16 protein-coding genes are annotated in these 20,831 nt (G+C 63.9%); 8 read left to right on the plus strand and 8 right to left on the minus strand.

Annotation, left to right across the window (positions count from 1 at the left end):
* Positions 1-118 precede the first annotated feature (118 nt).
* The 6 genes from ASC48_RS00260 (at position 119) to ASC48_RS00285 (ending at position 6,755) form a co-directional block, all read left to right on the plus strand.
* On the plus strand, positions 119-1,057 hold the full coding sequence (locus tag ASC48_RS00260) for a PfkB family carbohydrate kinase (protein ID WP_072242481.1): 939 nt from the start codon (positions 119-121) through the stop codon (positions 1,055-1,057).
* 138 nt (positions 1,058-1,195) lie between these two features.
* On the plus strand, positions 1,196-2,134 hold the full coding sequence (locus ASC48_RS00265; RefSeq protein ID WP_055453852.1) for a pseudouridine-5'-phosphate glycosidase: 939 nt from the start codon (positions 1,196-1,198) through the stop codon (positions 2,132-2,134).
* 170 nt (positions 2,135-2,304) lie between these two features.
* The gene (locus ASC48_RS00270) at positions 2,305-3,477 is read left to right on the plus strand and encodes a hypothetical protein (RefSeq protein WP_055453853.1); all 1,173 of its coding nucleotides are present in this window, start codon (positions 2,305-2,307) and stop codon (positions 3,475-3,477) included.
* Positions 3,478-3,553: 76 nt separating this feature from the next.
* Positions 3,554-4,492, plus strand: a complete 939-nt coding sequence (locus ASC48_RS00275; protein ID WP_055453854.1) for a DUF6384 family protein — start codon at positions 3,554-3,556, stop codon at positions 4,490-4,492.
* 22 nt (positions 4,493-4,514) lie between these two features.
* A complete protein-coding gene (locus ASC48_RS00280; RefSeq protein ID WP_055453855.1) occupies positions 4,515-5,954 on the plus strand; it encodes a coiled-coil domain-containing protein in 1,440 nt (479 codons plus the stop codon).
* A gap of 270 nt (positions 5,955-6,224) precedes the next feature.
* Positions 6,225-6,755 (plus strand): hypothetical protein, encoded by a 531-nt coding sequence (locus ASC48_RS00285; protein ID WP_208975473.1) that lies wholly within the window; start codon positions 6,225-6,227, stop codon positions 6,753-6,755.
* A 153-nt stretch (positions 6,756-6,908) separates the two neighbouring features.
* On the opposite strand, the gene cckA is transcribed toward ASC48_RS00285, so the two are convergent.
* The 7 genes from cckA to flgB all read right to left on the minus strand — a co-directional run bounded on the left by cckA (position 6,909) and on the right by flgB (position 13,051).
* Complete coding sequence (cckA, locus tag ASC48_RS00290; protein WP_055453857.1) at positions 6,909-9,458, minus strand: cell cycle histidine kinase CckA; 2,550 nt, start codon at positions 9,456-9,458, stop codon at positions 6,909-6,911.
* Between the two features lie 85 nt (positions 9,459-9,543).
* Positions 9,544-10,623, minus strand: a complete 1,080-nt coding sequence (flhB, locus tag ASC48_RS00295; protein ID WP_055453858.1) for a flagellar biosynthesis protein FlhB — start codon at positions 10,621-10,623, stop codon at positions 9,544-9,546.
* A gap of 110 nt (positions 10,624-10,733) precedes the next feature.
* Positions 10,734-11,507 carry a flagellar biosynthetic protein FliR gene (gene fliR, locus ASC48_RS00300; RefSeq protein WP_055453859.1) on the minus strand — a complete coding sequence of 258 codons (774 nt, stop codon included), beginning with the start codon at positions 11,505-11,507 and terminating at the stop codon, positions 10,734-10,736.
* A gap of 13 nt (positions 11,508-11,520) precedes the next feature.
* Positions 11,521-11,793: a flagellar biosynthesis protein FliQ gene (fliQ, locus tag ASC48_RS00305; RefSeq protein ID WP_055453860.1), complete on the minus strand. Its 273-nt coding sequence runs from the start codon at positions 11,791-11,793 to the stop codon at positions 11,521-11,523.
* Between the two features lie 36 nt (positions 11,794-11,829).
* Complete coding sequence (fliE, locus tag ASC48_RS00310) at positions 11,830-12,156, minus strand: flagellar hook-basal body complex protein FliE (RefSeq protein WP_055453861.1); 327 nt, start codon at positions 12,154-12,156, stop codon at positions 11,830-11,832.
* A gap of 46 nt (positions 12,157-12,202) precedes the next feature.
* A complete protein-coding gene (gene flgC, locus ASC48_RS00315; protein WP_055453862.1) occupies positions 12,203-12,613 on the minus strand; it encodes a flagellar basal body rod protein FlgC in 411 nt (136 codons plus the stop codon).
* 33 nt (positions 12,614-12,646) lie between these two features.
* Positions 12,647-13,051, minus strand: coding sequence for a flagellar basal body rod protein FlgB (flgB, locus tag ASC48_RS00320; RefSeq protein WP_072242482.1), 405 nt, complete (start codon positions 13,049-13,051; stop codon positions 12,647-12,649).
* A 645-nt stretch (positions 13,052-13,696) separates the two neighbouring features.
* Here flgB and ASC48_RS00330 point away from each other — a divergent pair.
* Together ASC48_RS00330 and fliP are read left to right on the plus strand one after the other, a co-directional pair.
* A complete protein-coding gene (locus tag ASC48_RS00330) occupies positions 13,697-15,796 on the plus strand; it encodes a flagellar biosynthetic protein FliO (RefSeq protein ID WP_055453864.1) in 2,100 nt (699 codons plus the stop codon).
* Positions 15,793-16,569, plus strand: coding sequence for a flagellar type III secretion system pore protein FliP (gene fliP / locus ASC48_RS00335; RefSeq protein ID WP_141658834.1), 777 nt, complete (start codon positions 15,793-15,795; stop codon positions 16,567-16,569). Before ASC48_RS00330 ends, fliP begins: the two co-directional genes overlap by 4 nt.
* Positions 16,570-16,741: 172 nt before the next feature.
* Here fliP and ASC48_RS00340 read toward each other — a convergent pair whose 3' ends face one another.
* Entirely contained in the window at positions 16,742-20,821 is a 4,080-nt protein-coding gene (locus ASC48_RS00340; protein WP_208975474.1) for a tetratricopeptide repeat protein, read from the minus strand.
* Positions 20,822-20,831: the final 10 nt, after the last annotated feature.

The raw sequence follows: 20,831 nt of genomic DNA on the forward strand, positions 1-20,831 counted from the left end.
AGAATCGCTGGCATATGGTTCGCGCCCTGCACAGCCGCAGCGGCGCCCCTTTGAGGCGGCCGGCAGACGCGCGCCTTCCCTCATTCCACCGGAACGGGCCTGGCAAGGAGACACGGCAATGAACGGAACAGTCCAGACGGCGGCCCCGGCAGCCTGCTTCGGTGCCATTCATCTCGACCTGATCGCCCATGCGAAGGCGCCCATCCACCGCGAAACCTCCACCCCGTCCACCATGCGGGGCATGCCCGGCGGCGTTGCCACCAATGTGGCGCGGGGGCTGGCGAAGCTCGGCGTGCCGGTGGCCCTCAGCGGAGCGCTGGGAGATGACGGCGACGGCGCCGCATTGCGCAGCTTTCTGGGGCGCGAACAGCTGAACCTTCATGGCGTGCGCACCCTGGCGATGCCCACAGGCCGTTACGTGGCCCTGCATGACCCGGATGGCTCACTAGCCGCTGCCGTGGTCGATACGGAAATAACAGAGAGCCTTGATACGTCGCTCGCACGTGATCTGTCGCCGGCAGCACGTGCGGCCGGCCTCTGGTTCATCGAGGCAAACCTGTCCCAGACCGTGCTCGAAGCGCTGGCACAGGCCTCCGGCAGCAGGCTGCTGGCGGCCGATGCGGTGTCGAATGCCAAGGCGGCGCGCCTTCGCCCCATCCTGCCGCGGCTTGATATCCTCTTCGTCAACCGGGGCGAGGCCGCACACCTTGCCGGGCTCAGCTCCGATGCCCCGCAGGAAGAACTCGGCGCCGCCCTGCGGGCCCTTGGCCTGGGGGCCGTGGTGATAACTGCAGGCGCAAAGCCGCTCTTCTGGTCCAAAGGTGAGGCGCATGGCTTCCTGCCCCCGCCTCCCGCCATGGTCCATGACGTGACCGGTGCGGGCGATGCGCTGATGGCCGGAACGCTTGCAGGCATCGCCCGCAACCTGCCCCTCTCCGAGAGCCTCGAAAAAGGCCTTGCCGCAGCCGCCATGACGCTTGCCGTCAGCGGCGCAGTCGCGGCGGGCCTGAGCTGGGAGGCGCTTGAGGCACTGCCTTCAGCCTCTGCCTCACGTTGAACCTCCGGCATCCGCAGGTCTATAAGAACAGCAACCGGCCGGCACGCCCTTAAGGCGTGGCCCAAGCCATCCCACCCTTTCAGCGCCGTGCCGCCCTCCAATAGTCCGGCACCGGCCGCAAGCCTTGAGGAAAGAACCATGTCCACCTCCCTGCCCGCAAGCCTTGCGGATCTTCTCGTCTATTCGGCCGAGGTTCAGGCCGCCCGCGCTGCCGGCAAACCCATTGTGGCGCTGGAATCGACCATCATCACCCACGGCATGCCCTTCCCGCAGAATGTGGAGACGGCACGCCAGGTGGAAGCGGACATCCGCGCGGCGGGTGCCGTGCCGGCCACCATCGCCGTGCTCGACGGGCGCATCCGCATCGGGCTTGCTTCTGCTGACCTTGACCGGCTGGGGCAGGAAAAGAACGTGATGAAGTGCTCACGCGCCGATCTTGCCATTGCTGTGGCGGCGGGACGGCCGGGCTCCACCACAGTGGCGGCAACCATGATGGCGGCGGAAGCTGCCGGAATCAGCGTCTTTGCCACGGGCGGCATCGGCGGCGTGCACAAGGGGGCTGAGACGAGCTTCGACATCTCCGCCGATCTGGACGAACTCTCCCGCACGCCGGTCTGCGTTGTCTGCGCCGGGGCCAAGGCGCTGCTCGATATTCCGAAGACGCTGGAAGTGCTGGAAACGCGCGGCGTTCCGGTGATCGCTTATGGCACGGACGAAGTGCCCGCCTTCTGGTCGCGCGAGAGCGGCCTGCCCGCCCCGTACCGCATGGACAGCGCCGGGGAGATCGCCCGCCTGATCGAAGCGCGCAAGCTGTTCGGCGGCCATGGCGGCGTGCTGATCGCCAATCCGGTTCCGGCAGAGAGCGAGATCAGCCGCGGCGAGATGGGCCAGTATATTGACGCGGCCATTGCCGAGGCTGCCCGGCGCGACGTCAGGGGCAAGGCCGTCACGCCCTTCGTGCTGGGCCACATCTTCGAGCTGACGAAGGGCCGCAGCCTCGTCACCAACATCGCGCTGGTGCGCAACAATGCCCGCCTTGCAGCCGCCATCGCCGTGGCTCTGGCGGCGGCGAAGTAACGATGCGTCACATGCCCCCGCCCTGTCGCCTTCATGTGACAGGGCGGGCGGATTATCATGGCCCCGCAGGTCTTTGCGTTGACTTGCTGTCATCAGCCTGACCTATTTGGTTGCAACATGCGGAAGGCCTGCCGGATCCTCCGGCGGGGCGCAGATGCAGGAGGAAGACGATGACCGAGGCACAGAGCAAGAGCCCGCTGCAGTATCTCGACCGGGCCGTCGGCGCTCTCAGGGATCTGGGCCTCATGCCCGAAACGCAAGCCGATGCGCCGATCAACGCGCTTCTGGAGCAGATTTCCGATCTGTCGCCGGACAAGATTGCCGTCATCACCCGCACGCTGGGTCAGGCCTCCACCTTCAACGAGATCGTCCGCACCCAGATCGCCGCCATGACCATCGGCGAGCGCTACGAGGCGATCACGGATGCCTTCAACTCGATCCGCGACGACGCCAAGGCCATGGTCGACCAGCTGGCCGACGGCAAGATTTCCTTCATGGAAGGCCTGTCCAACCGCTGGCGTGACATGCGCCGCGGCACCATTTCCGACCGCTTCGACGATATCCGCAAGACCTATCTGGAGGTCGCAAAGGACACGAAGGAGCAGATCCAGCGTGAGCAGACCATCCTCAACGCCTACCGTGACTATCGCGGCGCGCTGAAACAGGCCGAGGTTCTGGCGCTGGAAGTGCTGAACACCGCCACCGCCAAGCTGAACGCCGCCAAGGCGTCGCTGGAAGCTGCAACTGCCGAAGTCACGGCCTTCAGCGGTGAGGATCTTGCGGCCAAGGCAAGGCTCGAACTCACCCGCGACGAGCGCATGCGCGAGATGCAGGACGAGGAAAAGCGCTATCAGGTCGCCAAGGATCTCTCCGACAACCTGACCATCGGCTACAACACGTCTGAAGTGATCATGGCGCGCCTGATGCAGACGACCAACGCCAAGGAGCGGGTCTATGCCCAGTCGGTCAGCTTCTTCTCCACCAATGAATCGGTGCTGACGGCGCTCAACGCTTCCTTCACCGGCCTGCAGGGCCTGCATGAATCCACCGCGACGCTGAATGCCATGAAGGACGGCGTCAACAAGAGCCTCGAGACACTGGCCGAAATCGGCGATGCCGTGCAGGAGGCCGCGCTGAAAGCCGGTTATGGTCCCACCGTGCAGGCGGCGTCGGTCAAGAAGCTGGTGGACAGCGTGGTCAATTTCCAGGTCAATTCGCGCAATATCATCAACGAAATGCGCGAGATGTCGACGAAAAACTCCGAAGAGATCCGCCTTGCCGTCGAAGATGGCAAGCGCCGTCTGGCAAAGCTTGCTGCCGGTGAGGCCCTGATCAAGGGCTGAGCCCATCCGGCCGGCTTGACAGGCCGGCCGGCGCACACGACTTGATGAACCAGCCCCAGCGGGCCGGAGGATTGGAATGGCCGCAACACAGAAGGCCGCAGGACAGCCGCTCGACGAGCTGATGATGGCGATGGATGTGGTCGACACATTGCGCCATGATGAGGCCCTTGTTCAGCGTGAGCTGAGCGGAACTGACCGTGATGCGCAGCTGATCGCCCGCCTGCGGGACATCTATGCCTCACAGGGCATTGACGTGCCCGATCACATCCTGCAGCAGGGTGTTGCCAGCCTCAAGGAAGACCGTTTCGTCTATGCCCCGCCCAAAGCAGGGCTGCAACGGTTTCTGGCCCTGCTTTACATCCGGCGCATGCGCTATGCCCGCGTGGCGGCGATCGCGCTGGCGGCACTCGTGATTTCCTTGTCCGCCTGGCATTTCCTCGTCACGGCCCCGCGTGAAAGGGCTGCGGAGGCTCTCCAGGCCGAGATCAGCCAGACTTTGCCTCAGGACATTGCGCGGCTGACCGCAGCCATTAATGCGGCCGCTCTGGACGATGCGGTCAAGGTGCAGGCCGCAGGGCTTGCGGCTGACGGCGAACGGGCTCTGGCGCGCGGTGATGCGGCCGATGCACGGCGGGTGCGCGACCAGCTGGCCGCACTCGACAACGAGCTGGCCACCACCTTCACCGTTCGCATTGTCTCCCGCCCGGATGTGCCCACGGGGGTGACACGCATTCCCGATGTGAACCAGTCGGCCGAGAACTTTTATCTGGTGGTGGAGGCGATCGGTGCCGATGGCAAGCCTCTGCCACGGCGGATCGTTTCGGAGGAAGACGGCAGGGAAAAGACCGTGACCATCTGGGCGCAGCGGGTACCGGTCAGCGTTTTCAATGCGGTACGCGACGACAAGGCGCAGGATGGCATCGTCCAGGATGCCGAACTGGGCGTGAAGCTGCGCGGCAAGCTCGGCATCGAGTGGAGCAAGCCGGTGGAACAGGGAGCCATTACCGAATGGTGACACCGGAACGGGGGCTTGAGCCATGCTGAGCGGACGTCAGACACTCTCGGCCATCGAACAGGCCCTTGCGGATCTGCGCCGCGAGGAGACCGAGCTTGCCCACCGTATCGAACGGGCAACGCGGGCGATTTCGGCCCTATCGGAGAAGATGAGCGAAGGCTTCCGGGACCTTGCAAAATTCCGCATGGAGACAGAGGAAGCCGAGCATCTTGGCGCCGATCTGGAAGGCGCGGCACGGACAGCGCGCCAGCTGCTGGAGCGGCGCAATGCCGATCTGGCACGCCTTGCCGAAGAGGTCCGCCTCAAGGAAAGCCAGCGGGCAGAGCATATGCGCGAGCGGGACAGGCTTTCCGCCGCCCGGTCCGCCATTCTTGAGCAGATCGAGGCACTGGAAGGGCCTCTTGTCCAGGCCCTTGCCGCAGATGAGACCCACAAGGGGCTGAAAGCTGCGGCAGAACAGGCCGCCCGCACCGCCACCGCCGCTTCGGAAAAGGCCCTCCAGGCAGAAGCGGACCGGGAGGAAAAGGGCAAGGCCTACGAAAACGATCCGCTGTTCATGTATCTGTGGCAGCGCGGCTTCGGCACCACGGGCTACAGCCACTCAGGCCTGGTGCGTTCGCTCGACCGCTGGGTCGCCGGTCTGATCCGGTTTGATGCGGCCCGGCCGAACTATGCCATGCTGACCGAGATCCCTCCGCGCCTCACGGCCCATGCGGCCCGCTGCAATGCGCTGGCCAGTGAGGCGGCGGATGCGGTTGCAGCGTCCGAACGCCAGGTGCTGACACGGCTTGCCGGGCGGGACCTTGAGGGAGAGGCCATCGGGCTGCAGGACGCCCTCCTGCAATTGGACAGCCAGCTTGAGGCGCAGGAGGCGGAGCTTTCCGCCCTGCAGGCCCGGCTCCAGACCTTCACCGATGGTGAGGACGAAGGCTATCAGGCCGCAGCCGCGGAGCTCGCCAAGGCCCTGCAGCGGGAGGATCTGCACACGCTTCTGCGCAAGGCCATCGACACCCCCTCGCGCGAGGATGATGCCATCGTGCGTGAACTGCAGAATGTCGAGGCACAGATCGAGGATCTGACCCGCGAGATCCGCCAGGACAAGGAATTGCAGCGCGACATTTCCCGCCGCCGCGAGGAACTGACCAAGGTAACCCAGCAGTTCCGGCAGAACGGCTATGACGATTACGGTTCCTCGTTCAAGGACGACAACCTGACCACCATCCTGCTGGGCGAGCTCGTCAAGGGCGCCATCAGCGGCGCGGACTACTGGGCCCGCGCCCGCAAGGCGCATGTGCGCCAGAACACCAGCAGCCGCGGCACCAGCCGCAGCTCGTTTGGCGGCGGCTTTTCGGGTCAGGGGCTTGGCGGCGGCAGCTCGCGCGGAAGCGGTGGCTTCAGAACCGGCTCTTCCGGAAGCACCATGGGCAAGGGCGGCGGCTTCCGCACGGGAAAGACATTCTGATGCCAGCGCATCCGGGGTGCGGAAGGCATCACGCCATGAAAGGCGCAAGCGACGCGGGGGCATGACCTGCACCCGGCGGGCCGGGCTCATCGCGAACTGGCATGAGAAAAGATATAGGAGAAAAGATATAGGGAAGCGGCAAATTTCCGCGTGGATTGTGACGTAGCCAGCTTTCAAAGCCTCCTTCCCGATCTATGAGTAACGGAACCAGATGTGTTCTAAGTTTGTTAACCGGACTGGTGGCCTGTTTAGGCTTGCCGGAGCCTGAACATGATTACCTTGAGGATCGCAGCCATGCGCCAGATGATCATCGTCCCTGCCCTCGCCGCGGCACTTGCGGCCTGCCAGTCGAGCGCCCCCCAGCGGCCGGTGCAGACCACAGTTGCCCCGCAGCCGCAGCTGACGGTGCCGCAGGGTGCGCAATCCCTGTCAATCGCCGGCAGCCCGGAGCAGGTGCGCATGGCCCTGATCGCCAGCGCCACCGAGCGGGGCACGCCCGTTGTGCAGGATGAAGCCAACATGGTCGTGATCGAGCGCAAGATGACGGAAGCCAACCCGGCGCTCGACGCCGAATTCGGCCCCTCCGACAACGGCGACCGCCTGATCCGCGTGCGTGTGCGCTTCACCGGCGAAGCCTGCCGCACGCTGGCGGTTCAGGACGTCGCCATCGTCAACAATGCCCGCACCGCCCTTGCCCAGAGTTTCGTGCTGCCGGGCAACCCGAACACCATGCAGAGCCTGCGGGGGCTGAAGACCCGCGTTGAGCGGACCTCCGGCTGCCCGGCCCTGCCTGTCAGCTGACGGCCAGGATAGCACATTCCTTTGCCTGCCGAGGCATGAAAGAAAAAAGCGCGCTGCTTCCACACCGCGCTTATTTTCATTTGCCTTGCATTCGCAGCCAGCCAGACGGGACCATGATGTGCGGCGTCTCCGCCAGATCATGCCCCCGCCGCCTCAGCTCGACAGCACGTCCTTCACGGTTGTCGCCAGCTGCTTGAGGGTGAAGGGCTTGGGCAGGAAGAAGAAGGTTTCGCCTTCCGGCAGGTTCTCCTCGAAGGCGTCTTCCGCATAGCCCGAAACGAAGATGATCTTGAGATCGGGCCGTGTCTTGCGCAATTCGCGCAAGAGCGAGGGGCCGTCCATTTCCGGCATGACCACATCCGACACCACCAGATCGATGCTGCCGCCGGTTTCCTCCATCACCTCCAGCGCTTCCGTGCCGGACCCTGCCTCGTGGACGGTGTAACCGCGTGAGGCAAGCGCACGGGCGGCAAAGGCGCGCACGGCCTCCTCGTCTTCCACCAAGAGGATCGAGGCCGAGCCGGTGAGGTCCTTCACCTTGTCGTTGTCCTCGATGATCTTCTTCTCGATGACCGGCTGCTCCTTGGGAATGTACCGCGGGAAGAAGATGCGGAAGACCGTTCCCACGCCCACCTCGGACGAGCAGAAGATGTAGCCGCCGGTCTGCTTGACGATGCCATAGACGGTGGAGAGGCCAAGACCGGTGCCTTTGCCCACTTCCTTGGTGGAGAAGAAAGGCTCGAAGATCTTTTCCATGATCTCCGGCGTCATGCCGTGCCCGGTGTCTTCCACCTCGATCAGCGTATATTCGCCGGGCGGCATGCCGCGCGTGTTGTCGAAGCGGATCGAGTCCTCTTCCGTCACGTTTGAGGTGCGGATGGTCAGGCGGCCGCCGTCGGACATGGCGTCGCCCGCATTGACCGCGAGATTGACGATCACCTGCTCCAGCTGGTTCACGTCCGCCATCACCGGCCACAGGTCGCGGCCATGCACCACCTTCAGCTCCACCTTTTCGCCCAGCAGGCGGTCCAGCAGGTTGGCGAGATCGGCCAGCACATCATTGAGCGCCAGCTGCTGCGGGCGCAGGGTCTGGCGGCGCGAGAAGGCCAGCAGCTGGCGGACAAGGCCCGCCGCGCGGTTGGCATTCTGCTTGATGTTCATGATGTCCTGGAAGGACGGATCGGTCGGCCTGTGGCTCGCCAGCAAAAGATCGGAGAAGCCGATGATGGCGGTCAGCACGTTGTTGAAGTCATGCGCCACGCCACCCGCCAGCTGGCCGATGGCCTGCATCTTCTGGCTCTGGGCGAACTGGGCTTCCAGCGCCCGCTGCTGTGTCGTCTCCAGCGCGTAGACGATGGCCATCTCGCCATCCCCTTCCCCGTCCTGCACCGCAGAGACATAGAAGGTGGCAGAGCGCCCGTCAGAGGCATTGGCCAGCGGCAGGTCAACCGGCGCGATCTCGCCGATCCCCTTTGCGGCGGCAGAGAGCGCCCGCGACAGTTCCTCCCGGCCATGCTCAGCGACGAAATCCTGCATGCGGGTGCCGGAGCCGGAAATATCGACCGGTCCAAACAGACGCAGGAACGGCGCATTGGTGCGCAGGACCCGGCCCTCCGCGTCCAGCGAGGCGATGGCAATCGGCGTGTTGTTGAAGAAGCGCGCAAAGCGCACTTCGGCCGCCCGCAGCGCCTCGGCCACCTCTTCCCCGCGCGAGCGGTTGAGCACCAGCGTGCGGCTGTCGCCGGGAACGCCTTCGGCGCCAAAGGGAACCCGGTGCAGCAGACGCACCGGCAGGCCCCGGCCATTGCGGGTGACGAGATCAAGATCGAAGGTTTCGCTCTTCACCTCACCGGCAGAGCCGCGCACAGACCGCACCAGCTCAGCGCCATCCCCCCGGATGATGTCAGCCAGCAGCACTTCACCAGCCTGGAACTGGGCCAGATCATAGCCCAGCCAGTCGGCCAGCGTGGCGTTGAGATAGACGATCCGTCCACGCGCATCGCAGGAGAAGAAGCCTGCGGGGGCATGATCAAGGAAATTGATGACGCGCTGCAGCTCCTGGAAGGAGCTTTCCTGATCGCTGCGGTCGCGGGTGATGTCGGCAAGCTGCCAGACCATCAGCGGCCGGCCGGAACCGCCTTCCTTGCGCGGGATCTGCAAGGGCCGCACGGACACCCTGTACCAGCGGGCGCCGCTGTCATCGCCGTCCAGCGCCGCGGGAAGCCGCACTTCCTCCTGCGCCTTGCGCCCGTCGCGCATGGCCTGGGACAGGCGGAACATCACATCGGCCGCATCCGGATCGCTGGAGAATACCCGTTCGATGGTGCGCACCTCAGCGGGAGTTTCAGCGCCCGTCAGCATGGCATAGGCCTGGTTCGCGTAGATCAGACGGCCTTCAGCGTCGGTGACAACCGCCCCCTCCTCCAATGTGTCCAGAAAGGCTCCGCCGAGCGGACTGGCACGGCCGCGCGTGGAAAAGCGCAACAGGCCGATGGCTGCCGCGAACAGTGAAAAAACACCGACCACAGCCAGAATGCCAAGCAGGGCAAGGACATAGGGCTCTGCAGCCTCGCGGCCCATGACCGCAAAGGCCGCGGCCGCGCCCAGAAGGGCCAAGGCCAGAAGCAGCAGCGCGGCAATGCTTCCCTGCCGCTCTGCACGGTCTACAACCGGCTCTGCCATGTGTGAGTCCCTGTCGCTCATTACCACTCTTCTCCCTCCCGCCCGGCGGGATTCGGTCTTTCATGCAGCATTCTGCCCCGCGCAGCTAAATTCAACCGATCTGGTGTCAATTATCGCGCCAGCTCCGGGTTTTCCGCATTCTGTAGACAAAGCCGATGACCTCGGCCGCTGCCTTGAAGTGTTCTTCGGGAATGAACTGATCGATTTCCGTCGCCGCGTAGAGCGCACGGGCCAGCGGCGGGTTCTCGACGATAGGCACCTTGTTCTCTTTCGCAATTTCCCGAATGCGCAAGGCGACTGCGTCGACACCCTTGGCGACCACCTGAGGCGCCCCCATTCCATCCTCATATTTGAGTGCAACAGAGTAGTGCGTCGGGTTGGTGACAACCACCGTCGCCTGGGGCACGGCGCTCATCATGCGGCGGCGGCTGCGCTCCATGCGCAATTGGCGGATCTTGCCCTTTACCGCCGGATCACCTTCCGTCTGCTTGTATTCTTCCTTGATTTCCCGGAGGCTCATCTTCTGCTTTTTGAACCATTTCGTCTTCTGCCAAAGGAAATCCAGGGCAGCAACGATGGTCATGACGGCAAGAATGGCACCGATAAGCTTCAGCGCAAGAATACGGGTCTCCTCCATCACCATCAGCTCGTCCATGAACATGACGGCTTCCGCCATGTCCCGCTCCGGCCAGAGCACGGCGACCATCAGCGTGGAAACGATGACGATCTTGACGAGTCCCTTGAGAAAATTCATCAGGCTGTCGGCCGAGAACAGCCGCTTGAAGCCCGACATTGGCGAGACTTTGGAGAGTTTCGGCTTCAGCGATTCCGCCGAGAAGACCAGTTCATGCTGCACCATGTTGCCGATGACAGCCATGATCATCATGGTCAGCATGGGCAGAGCGACGGCGGCAGCCACCACCAGCCCGGTGTTGCTCCATAGCGCAACAAGCCCGCCGCCATCTGCGGGAATAGCATCGGCGTGTTCCACGTACCACTTCAGCTTGCCACCAAGGCTGGAAAACACTCTGGGCGCCAGAAATGCAATGATCATCGCGGTTCCGGCGAGCGTGAACCACGTGCTGACTTCCTGAGATTTTGCGACATCCCCTCGCTCCAACGCTTCCTTCAAGCGTTTTTGCGTGGGGTCCTCGGTTTTCTCCGAATCGTCGGTCTGGTCAGACATTGTTTCCCCTGAAGCCACCGTCCGCAGAAGCGCGAACGGAATGCCCGGACGTGTTGAATGGGATCAGCCAGCCGCCGCCCCCACCTGCAGGCGGGACCCGGCAGGCCGGCCTATCCCCCTGTGAACTTGCCGATCGCCTCGGTGAAATACGCCAGGTACTTGTTCATGATGGCGATCAGAAGCGCGTAAAGAAGCAGGATGCCGATGGCAATGCCAACAGGTGCCGAGATGAAGAAGATCTGCATCTGTGGCATCAGCTTGTTGAGAAGGCCAAGGCCGAAATAGAAGACAAGCCCCACCACGATGAAGGGGGCGCTGATACGCATGGCGATGGAAAACACCCCGGAGACCGTCTCCTGCGCCATCCGGGCAAAGTCTCCCACCGGCAGCACCACGCCCGGTGGAAACAGGCTGAAGCTGTCATGCAGCGCCGCGATCATCAGATAATGGGTATCCGTGGTAAAGATCAGCGTGACAGCAAGAATGGACAGGTAGTTGCCGATCAATGCGCCTTGCTGGCCGGCATTGGTCACATCCGACCCAAGCGCGAAGGACAGGCCCGTCTGGTTGGCGATGATGACGCCCGCGGTCGTCAGGGCCGCGGTGATCATGCGCCCGCACAGGCCAACGGCAAATCCGATGATGAACTCCCCCGCCAGCATCACCCCGAAACGGTTGAGGTTTCCGGTCAGGCCCGCCGGATAGAGCCGGGACGCCATAGGATAAAGCAACAGGGTCAGTGCCAGAGCCAGTGTCAGGCGCAGCCGCATGGGAATAGACCGCTCGCTGAAGGACGGCAGCAGCATCATAAGCGTGCCAAGCCGGGCAAACATCAGCATGAAGACAGCCGCCATTTCCGGCAGGAAAGAGAGCTGGATGGTCACATCCCCCTCCCCTCTAGCCTGGACCGGTCGTCAGGATCATCTCGGAAATACGCATCATGAAAGCGTTGAGCATGCTGCCCATGAAGGGAAAGGTGATGATCATCGTCACGAAAATCGCCAGGATCTTCGGAACGAACACCAGTGTCATTTCCTGAATCTGGGTCAGAGCCTGAAACAGGGCAACAATCACGCCGACGACAAGGCCAACAACCATCACCGGAGCCGCGACCAGCACCAGGGTCCAGATGCCCTCGCGGGCAATATCCATGACCTCAGGTCCGGTCATCTGGTCTTCAGCCTTTCGTCCCGCTGCGATCTGCCATCAGATCGACATGCGCATGATTTCCTCGTAAGCCGCAATCACGCGGTCACGCACGGAGACCATCGTTTCCAGCGCAACTTCCGTTTCTGCGATGGCCGTCACCACATCAACCACGTCTGCCTTGCCCTGGACAAGGCCAAGGGCCAATCCCTCGGACTTGTGCCCTGCATCAGAGACGGAACTGAGAGCGTCGCGCACCATGCCGCCGAAATCCGGGGTCTGGGTAAGGGCACCGGCAGCCCCTTCGCCGGCGGCAGGCCCCTGCCCCTGTTGTCCGAGGCGGGCCATCGTCTGATAGGCATTCGCGGCAACGGATGGAATAGCCATGATGGATTATCCTCTGGGTTCAGGTTCAGATGCGCCAGCCGAAGGATCAGCCGCGCAGGATGTCGATGGTCCGCTGCAGCATGCTGCGGGTCGTCTCGATGACGTTCAGGTTCGCTTCATAAGAGCGCTGCGCCTCGCGCATGTCGACGCTTTCCACCAGCGAATTCACGTTGGGCATGCGCACATTGCCTTCCGCATCGGCGGCCGGATGGCCGGGCTCGTAGCGGGTGGGAAACTGCGACTGGTCTTCCTGGATCCGGCCCAAGGCGACGACTTCCGCATTCAGCTCCTTCTCGAAACGGTTCGTGAAGGTCGGAATCTTGCGGCGGTAAGGATCTTCCTGCGGCGTGCGGCCCGTGGAATCCGCATTGGCAATGTTTTCCGCGATCACGCGGATGCGGCCCGTCTGCGCCTTAAGCCCGGAAGCCGAAACGAACAGCGTCTTGGTCAGATCCATGGCACTCTCCTTTGCAAGTGTTCAAAGCCCGCCTCAGGCAGACTTGCCGATGGCAGTCTTGAGGAGCTTCATGCTGCGGCTGTAGAGCGTCGCCGCCGCCTGGAACTCCATCTGGTTCTGCGTGACCTTCATCATCTGCTCTTCGAGAACCACATTGTTGCCATCCGGCGTTGTCTCGAAGGTGCTGGGCGAAATCTGACCGCCGCCGGAGGACGCACGCATCACGCCCGACAGATGCCCCGCCTGGGTGCGCACCGTCTCAAGCCCCGGATTGGCGAATTTCAGATCCTCGTCCACCTTGAAGGCCTTGAGCTCCCTCGCCCGGTATCCCGGCGTATCCGCATTGGCAACATTCTCGGCCAGCACGCCCTGCCGGGCCTGATGCCACTGCATTTTGGACTTGATCGCCCGGAACATCGGCAGGTCGGTCAGAGACATGCGAGTCACCATTCGTTAACAATCCGGCAAACACTGCCGCTCAAAGGGTTAACGGAAAGTTAATGGCGCGTTAATGATTTTCGCAACAAGGCCGCAGTTTTCCGTGGAAACTCGTAAACAACCCGCTCAAGCACGGCCGCAAACAACAAAACCACCCGGCATTTTTTGCCTGCCCCTGTTAATATTTAGGGGCTCAGCCGATTCGATAGACTGGCGAGACAAGCTGGTCACATTTGTCCAGTCAGAATCATGCGGGGGGCAACCGGGCGGCGCAAGCTTCCGCCGCTACATTCCCCCACCATGGATGAGGGAATGGAGTGCCAGCACGGCGCAGGAGCACCGGCCCAAGAAGTTGGCCAGCAACTGGGCCAGCAACCGGGCCAGCAACCGGGCAGAGCCGGAGGCAGACGCGGCGATGGTTGCGCATTGCGCCGGCTTGCAAGTCTGGAAAGGCGCAAGTGAAGCGCTGCAACAGGCTGACGGGTAACTGGGAGGTATACCTCGGCGCCCGCAGATGCTATTTGCAGCTCTGATCTATCACGCAGGCGGGGCAGAAGTCTGCCCTGCGGCTGAATGCAAGGGAGATCTGGCGCCTGACCCGGCAAGGAGGCGGCCGCCAGTCCGGCGCAGAGTAATGAGGTTGGTATGTACGAGTGGATCGCGGATACTTTCGGCGTCGGAGACGGCATCGCACGGGCGATGTCTTTCATTATTGCGCTGGCCATCGTCTTCGCATTGATCGGCCTGATGGTCTATTTTCTGCGGCAATTCACCGGCAACCGCATCAACGCAGGCCGCAACCGCCAGCCGCGCATCGCGGTGATGGATGCCATGAACATTGATGCCCGCCGCCGCCTGCTGCTGGTGCGCCGCGATAATGTGGAGCATCTCATTCTCGTCGGCGGACCGACAGATGTGGTAGTTGAACAGACGATCATTCGCGGCACTCCGGTCGCCGCAAACTACCAGCGCCAGCTGGCGGGCTATGGTGCGCCGGACTATGACACCGGCGACAGCCCCGTCCCTGCCCCTGCTGCGGCTCCCGTAGCGGTCATGACGGCTCCGTCTGCCCCCTCGCCCGCTGCGGCCGCCCCGTCCTCAGCTCCTGCGCCTTCTGCCCCACCGCCGTTGCGTGCCCACCCCTCCGCAGCTGAAAAGCCGCAGAGCGCCGCCTCCGGTCCGCAGCGCCTTGCCGCAAATCTTGCCGCCCGTGCAGCAGCGGCAGCCGGCAGTCTCGCCGCCAGCGCCCGTGCGCGCGGACAAAACGAGCCGCAGCTCGATGCCGCACCGGCACCTCAGGCAACAGCTCCTTCCGCCCCGCGCCCGCATGCTCCGGCAGCTGAAGCGCCTGCAGCCAAGGCCCAGGCACCCCAGACGCCTCAGGCACCCCAGACCTCCATGCCTCACGCCGCCCAGGCGCCCTCCGTCCAGATAGCTGGCGGCGCAGGTCCGGAACTCAAGCCGGTGACATCGCCGCTCGACACGATCAAGACCCTGCGCGCCCGCGCAGCGCAAGCCATGTCAGCCGGGACATCCGCAGCCCCGTCAGTACCGGCACCTGCCGCTTCGGCCAGCCCTGCCCTGCGGGCGTCCGACCCGGCCATGCGCGCGCCGGAAGTTTCCGCTCCGGCCATCAGAAGCGCTGTCCAGTCTGATCCCCTGCCCGCCCCGAGGGAGCCCGCCGCTGGCGGCACAGTCCAGTCGGCAACCTCTGCTCTCACCCAGAAGGCGGGTGCCTCGGTCGCTGCGGCAGGCGCTGCCGTTGCGGGGCTCGCACGCACCTTCTCCCGGTCAGCCTCATCCGACGTTCAGGCTCCGGCCCCCGAGCCCGAGCCGCGCCGTCAGGTCACGCCTCCCTCTTCGGGTCCCGCGGCCCGCGCACGCACCGTTTTCCAGAATCCGCTTGCTGCCGGCCAGAGCCCTGTGCCGGGCGAGGCTACGGCGGCAGACACCGCCCGGACCCAGCCTGCTGCCGCTCAGAATGCCACGGAATCTGCAGGCGCCTCACCTTCCGCCACAGCAGCAGAAGTTCGCAGCCCCGCAGAACGCAGCGGCGAAGGCCTGGGCTCTCTGGCCACCAACCCGTATCTGCGGCTGGACCCGGCCCGCGCGGCGAGCTATCGCGGCGGCGCAGGTGCTCCCGGCGGCACACAGGCGGGCACCCCGGCGAACACGGCAGGCGCGGCAGTGGCCGCAGCCCCCGCCGGCACCGCAGCCGCCGGTGAAGCACGCAGCGAAGCTGCGGCGGAGGTTCCGCCGGCTCCGGTGAAGACCGAAAGCGCCGCAGCTCCGCAGGTGGACAACACACCGGCGGCCCAGCAGGCCGGAAGCCCGGCAAGCTCAGCCCAGCCCGAAGGAAAAAGCGCCGCCACCCCGGATGCTGCAGCAGACGAAGAAGACCTGTTCGCGCCTCTTGCCCCGGCACGCCCCTCCGCAGAACCGGCAAGCGCAGCGCAGGGCGGTATGGCAGACGATCTGCTGGCCGATGCCCTGGCTGATGTTCTCGATGGCCATCTGCAGGGCAAGTCCTCGGCATCCGCACCGGCTGCAGCCCGGGCAACAGAGGCCGAAGCCCCCAAAGCCGCTGCACCGGAGCCTGACGCATCACAGGACAGCGAGGCAGAGCAACCGGGTGCGGCTCCGGAGATCAAGGTTCAGACCGCCCGTGACAATCCCGGCGTGACCGCCATTGAAGAAGAGATGGCACGCCTCCTGTCCGAAATCGGCACGCAAGAGCGCAAATGAACGTTCGCAAGGGCGCAACCAGATCTGCCAGATATGTGCGCCTGACGGCATTTGCTCTGGCCGGTACAGCAGCGGTGCTGCTCGCCGCCCCGGCACTGGCGCAGGACATTTCCATCGGCTTTGGCGAAGGCACGGGCGTGACGCAGCGCGCCTTGCAGCTCGTGGCCCTGCTGACAATTCTCAGCCTGGCTCCGTCGATCCTTGTGATGGTGACGAGCTTCACCCGCATTGTCGTGGTTCTGTCGCTGCTGCGTTCCGCCATCGGCCTGCAGACGGCCCCGCCCAATACGGTGATGGTGTCACTGGCCCTCTTCCTGACAGCCTTCATCATGGCCCCCACGCTGCAGACGGCGTATAACGAGGGCATCCAGCCGCTGGTGGAAGGAACCATCGAATTCGATCAGGCCTTTGAGCGGGCTTCCGAGCCTTTTCATGCCTTCATGCTGACCCAGGTGCGGGAGAAGGATCTTGGCCTGTTTCAGGAGCTCTCAGGTCAGGCCCCGCCGGAAACACCACAGGACCTGAGCTTTCAGGTCCTGATCCCGGCCTTCATGATCAGCGAGCTGCGCCGCGCCTTCGAGATCGGCTTCCTGCTCTATTTGCCGTTCCTGATCATCGATCTGGTGATTGCCTCCATCCTCATGTCCATGGGCATGATGATGCTGCCGCCAGTGGTCATCTCCCTGCCCTTCAAGCTGATTTTCTTCGTGCTTGTTGATGGCTGGTATCTCGTGGCCGGAAGTTTGGTGAGAAGCTTCGGCGCCGCCGGATAGCGCCCCCGCAAAAAACATATAAATCAAATGATTAAAGCGAATTCCGGAATCAATTCCCGCAGCTCTTGAATCAATCTCTTTAAGAGCTGAATCAGTTTCTCCGGAAGCTTCAGCAGAGGATCAGGCCGCTGCGGTCCGTATGCGGCAGGAACCCCGGGCGCCGGATATGGTGTCAGCCATTGGCCGGCATGGCATTGGCCAGTGAGCTGCTGCCACTGTCCGCGGAAGGCGACATGTACTGGCGCCGGTATTCCTGCAGGAAGGTGTCGAGCGTATCCGTTGCGGCAATGCCTCTGACCACCTCCAGGAACTCGACTCCCTGTGCCGCGATGGGCCGGGTGACCACCTCGAACGACGCAGCATGGGGACTGTCCGACATCTTCTTCGCATATTTGGTGCGCAAGCGGTCCAGGCTGAGCTGGTCGCCGGCCAGCGAATAGCTGATCGCGGCCTTCAGGATGTCGTCCCGTTCGATCTGCTCCAGCGGAATATTGTCCGACCAGCGTGAGCCATACATGGCCTCCAGCTGCTCCCCCGCCTCACGCCAGCTCTGCGCTTTCCAGAACGTATCGGCGCGCAACCGGTCCACATCGGCCCCGCGCATGTTGCGCACCAGTTCCAGCGCCAGATCCGGACGGCCGCTCTCCGTCATGGCACGCGCCTCGATGATATTCCGCTGCCGCTCCAGGGACGAAGGCAGGTTTGCCTGACGGGTGCGGTTGAGCACCGCCAGGGCCCGCTCCGGCTTGCGGTCCATCAGATAGATGGCACCAAGGTCGGCCGCGATCTGTGCGCGGGCAGCCCCCTTCAGGCGGTTGTCCACCTGATGCTGCAACAGACCGGCAGCCTGATCGAGAAGATCCACTTCAACCAGCCGCTTGGCGAGCTTGCGCACCATCTCGTCCCCCTGACGCCCCACCGGCATCAGTTCGCGGAAATCATAGAACAGCGCAAGAGACTTCACGGCAGGCATTTCGTCCGCTTTGCCATGCAGGAAGAGGCTGGAAAAAAGTGCGGACATCTCCTCCTGCAGCAGGCGGGTGGTCTCCGCGTCCGGCTGAGCCTGAAGCGCAGACTTCATCGCCTCGAACGCCTCGCGGTAATTGCCCTTTTCCGCCTGCAGCTGGGCGAGCAGCCGCAGCGTCTTCAGTTCCGTCTCGTCACCGCGCCAGGAGGCCGCAAGGCCGCCAAGCTCGTTGATCGCAGTGTCGATGTTGATCTCTCCGTCCCGGTAACGGATACGCAGCGCACGGTACTGGGCTTCGGCCGCGCGCGGACGGTCAAAACTGCGGGCAACAAGATCAAAGGCGGTGAGCGCCTCCAGCGAACGGCCCGACGCATCGGCCACGCGGCCGCGCAGAAGGTCATAGCGGGTGGCCTGCTGCGGGGTGATGAGCGCCGGCTCGATCTCCGCAAGAATGGCATTGGCCATGCCGAAGTCATTCAGTTCCACCATGGCCTGTGCGGCAGCCAGATTGAACTCGGCCTGAATATTGACGGGGTAGTTGCCAATGACGGAACGGCCGCGCGCCAGTGCTGCGCGGGCCGGGGCCCACTGGCCAAGCGCGACTTCAACGATGGTCTGCCAGACGGCTGCGTCCGGATTGTTCTTGAGATCATGACGGCTCAGATGCGGCAGTGCCTCACGCGGCCGTCCGGCAAGCGTTTGGGCCGCGCCCATCATGAGATTGAACATCGGATCCTGCGCCAGGGCCGGCTCTTCCTCCAGAGCCAGTTTCATCAGGCCGAGCGATTCATGAGGAAACACATGCGCCAGATAGAACCGGGCCAGATCAAGCCTGGGACCCTGCCGGCGCCCTTCGGGCGCCGCCGCCATGGCCGCTTCCAGCTCACTGCGGCGGCGGATGAAATCCTCCGGCGCCGAGGTCGTCAGGTTGGAGAATTCGATGGAGGCAACACTGTCCGCAGCAACGAGCGAGGTGAAGGAACCGGACCCCTGCCGCAGGTGGCTGCTGGACAGGATCAGGCCATCGGTCTTCTCCAGGATGACGTCATCCCCCACCAGTTGCACGCGCACTCCATCCGACTTTGGCACGACCGCAACACCATGCGCGGAAGACAGCGCATCCAGATCGACAAAGCTCTGCGGCTTGAGCAGGCCCCGCGCAGGGCCAAAGCCGGTCACCGCATGAATTTCGTCCCCCACATCCGGATCGGTAAACCTGCGGACATAACGCGGGTTCTGGAATGACACCCGCAGTACCGATCCCCCGTCGATCCGCACCGTGCGCTCCAGCAGCAGCGGGCGCGAGGGTTCGACGATCATGTCGCCGATGACGAGATTCCAGGCGTTACCGTCGGCACCGAGGGTCGCCAGCGTGGCAGAACTGACGTTCACCCGGAGCACCGAGAAGTCACCGTAGCTCTGGATATCGACCTCGCTGGCGATATCTCCGAGAGCAGAACGCATGCCGCGCACGTCGATCGCCGAGCTGGTATCGAACACCATCCAGACACTGTTGTTGCGCCGGAACAGCGCCGTGGAGACCTGTTCCCGGAAAGGAAACACGACACGCACCGAGTTGCCGATCCGCCGGGCTTCGGCAGCAACGAAATTAAGGGTTGCTTCCGCCGCATCGGGCGGCAGGCTTTCTGGCGAGCGGGCCGGTCCGCCAAAGATGCTCGGCGGCATGCTCTGCGCCTGCGTGCCCGCAGCATCGTTGCCGCCAGTTGCCCGCCAGGCTTCATTGCTTTGCGGCTGCGACACCCCCGTCACATCAATGACAGGCGGCAAATCCGCCGGCACAGGCTCCTGAACAGCAGGCGCGGCAGAGCGGCGTGCCGGCACGGGCACCGGATCAAGAGGCGCCACATCAATCAGCCGGTCACCAGCCTGCAGAGCAGGCCCCTCCGCAACAGGAGTGGCTTGCGGAGCCTCGCCTTCAGGCTGTGCAGTCGCCGGTGCCGGTTCCTGGACCGGTGGAACGAACGCAACCGAAGCCACCGTCTCCGGCTCGCCGGCGAGGGGGGGAATGACCACAGGCGGATTCATCTGCGCAACATCCGTCACGGGGCCTTGCAAAGCCAGTTCCGTTGCGGAGACCGGCTTGGCCCGGGGCAGCGGAAAAGACGCTTCTCCGCTGCCGGGCTCAGCCAGAGCCACATCAACGGGAGCCTCAGCGGCTTCAAGGCCGGTTGCCGGGCTGCTCTGCGCAACCGGCGTTTCAGGCACCACCCGCGGGCCGATGGCCCCCGGTCTCGGACGGCTCACGCCACCGCCCTCAACCCCGTCGAACACCGGGTCCCGGCCCGGCTGCGGCATGCCGGAGGCAGGGGCTCCATCAGGCGTGCGGGGGGTATAGTCGCGGTTCCCCGGCGCAATGATCATGCCGGATGCTCCGGAAGGCACTCCGGCCCCCATTGCGTCATTTATGGCAGCATTGGCCGGATCCACCGGCACCCTTGCTTCCGGCGGACTGATGTCGACCACATAGGTCTGCTCTTCGCGGAAAGCCCGGATGTCGACACCCGGCTCAAGACGCATCAGAAACTTGAGCTTGCCCTCATCAATGAAGGCTGTCGCATCAACGACACCACGCGGCAGGCGGGCGCGCAGGTCGCCAACATCCAGCTGAGCGGGATGATTGAAGGTGATGCGGACGATGTCGTCTTCCCGCACAAAGGCCGTATCAAACTGGATGGACCAGTCAAAGACCAGACGCGTGAAGGTCGGGTGATCCCCGACATGGAGCGTGACCTTCGGCCCCTCCTGCGCCTTCAGACGCGCCTGTTCGAGGGCCCGGACCTGCCGCATGGCCTCCTCGGCGCGCCGCGCCAGTTCACGCACCACCTCATCCGGCAGGCCGGGCGGCAGGCCTTGCCAGTTGGAAGGCAGAATATCGATGAACAGCTTCTCGCCCGCTTCAAGCGTGTTGATGCGGAATCTGTCTTTCAGGGCAAAGCGGATGGCGCTGCCATCCGGGTCACGGCGGGCGATGGCCACGTAGTTCCCCAGTTGCAGCGGGACATCATCCACGTTGATCTGAATCGGCGCCTCAAAGGCAACACGCAGCACATTGTTTGTGACGGCGGCATCATAATGCGGCAGCAGTGTCCTGTCCTTGAAGGTCAGGATCATCCGGCCGTAGCCCTCTTCGGCCCGCGCTTCCATGTCCACGGGCTCAGCCGTCTGGGCATGGGCCGGGGTCAAAGGCATCAGCGGCAAGGACACGGCAAACAGAACAGCAAGGCTGCGGCACGAAACAGCCGCTCCCGGAATATACCGGAACACTGCGTGGACC

The sequence above is a fragment of the Pannonibacter indicus genome (genome assembly GCF_001418225.1).
Lineage (GTDB): Bacteria > Pseudomonadota > Alphaproteobacteria > Rhizobiales > Stappiaceae > Pannonibacter > Pannonibacter indicus.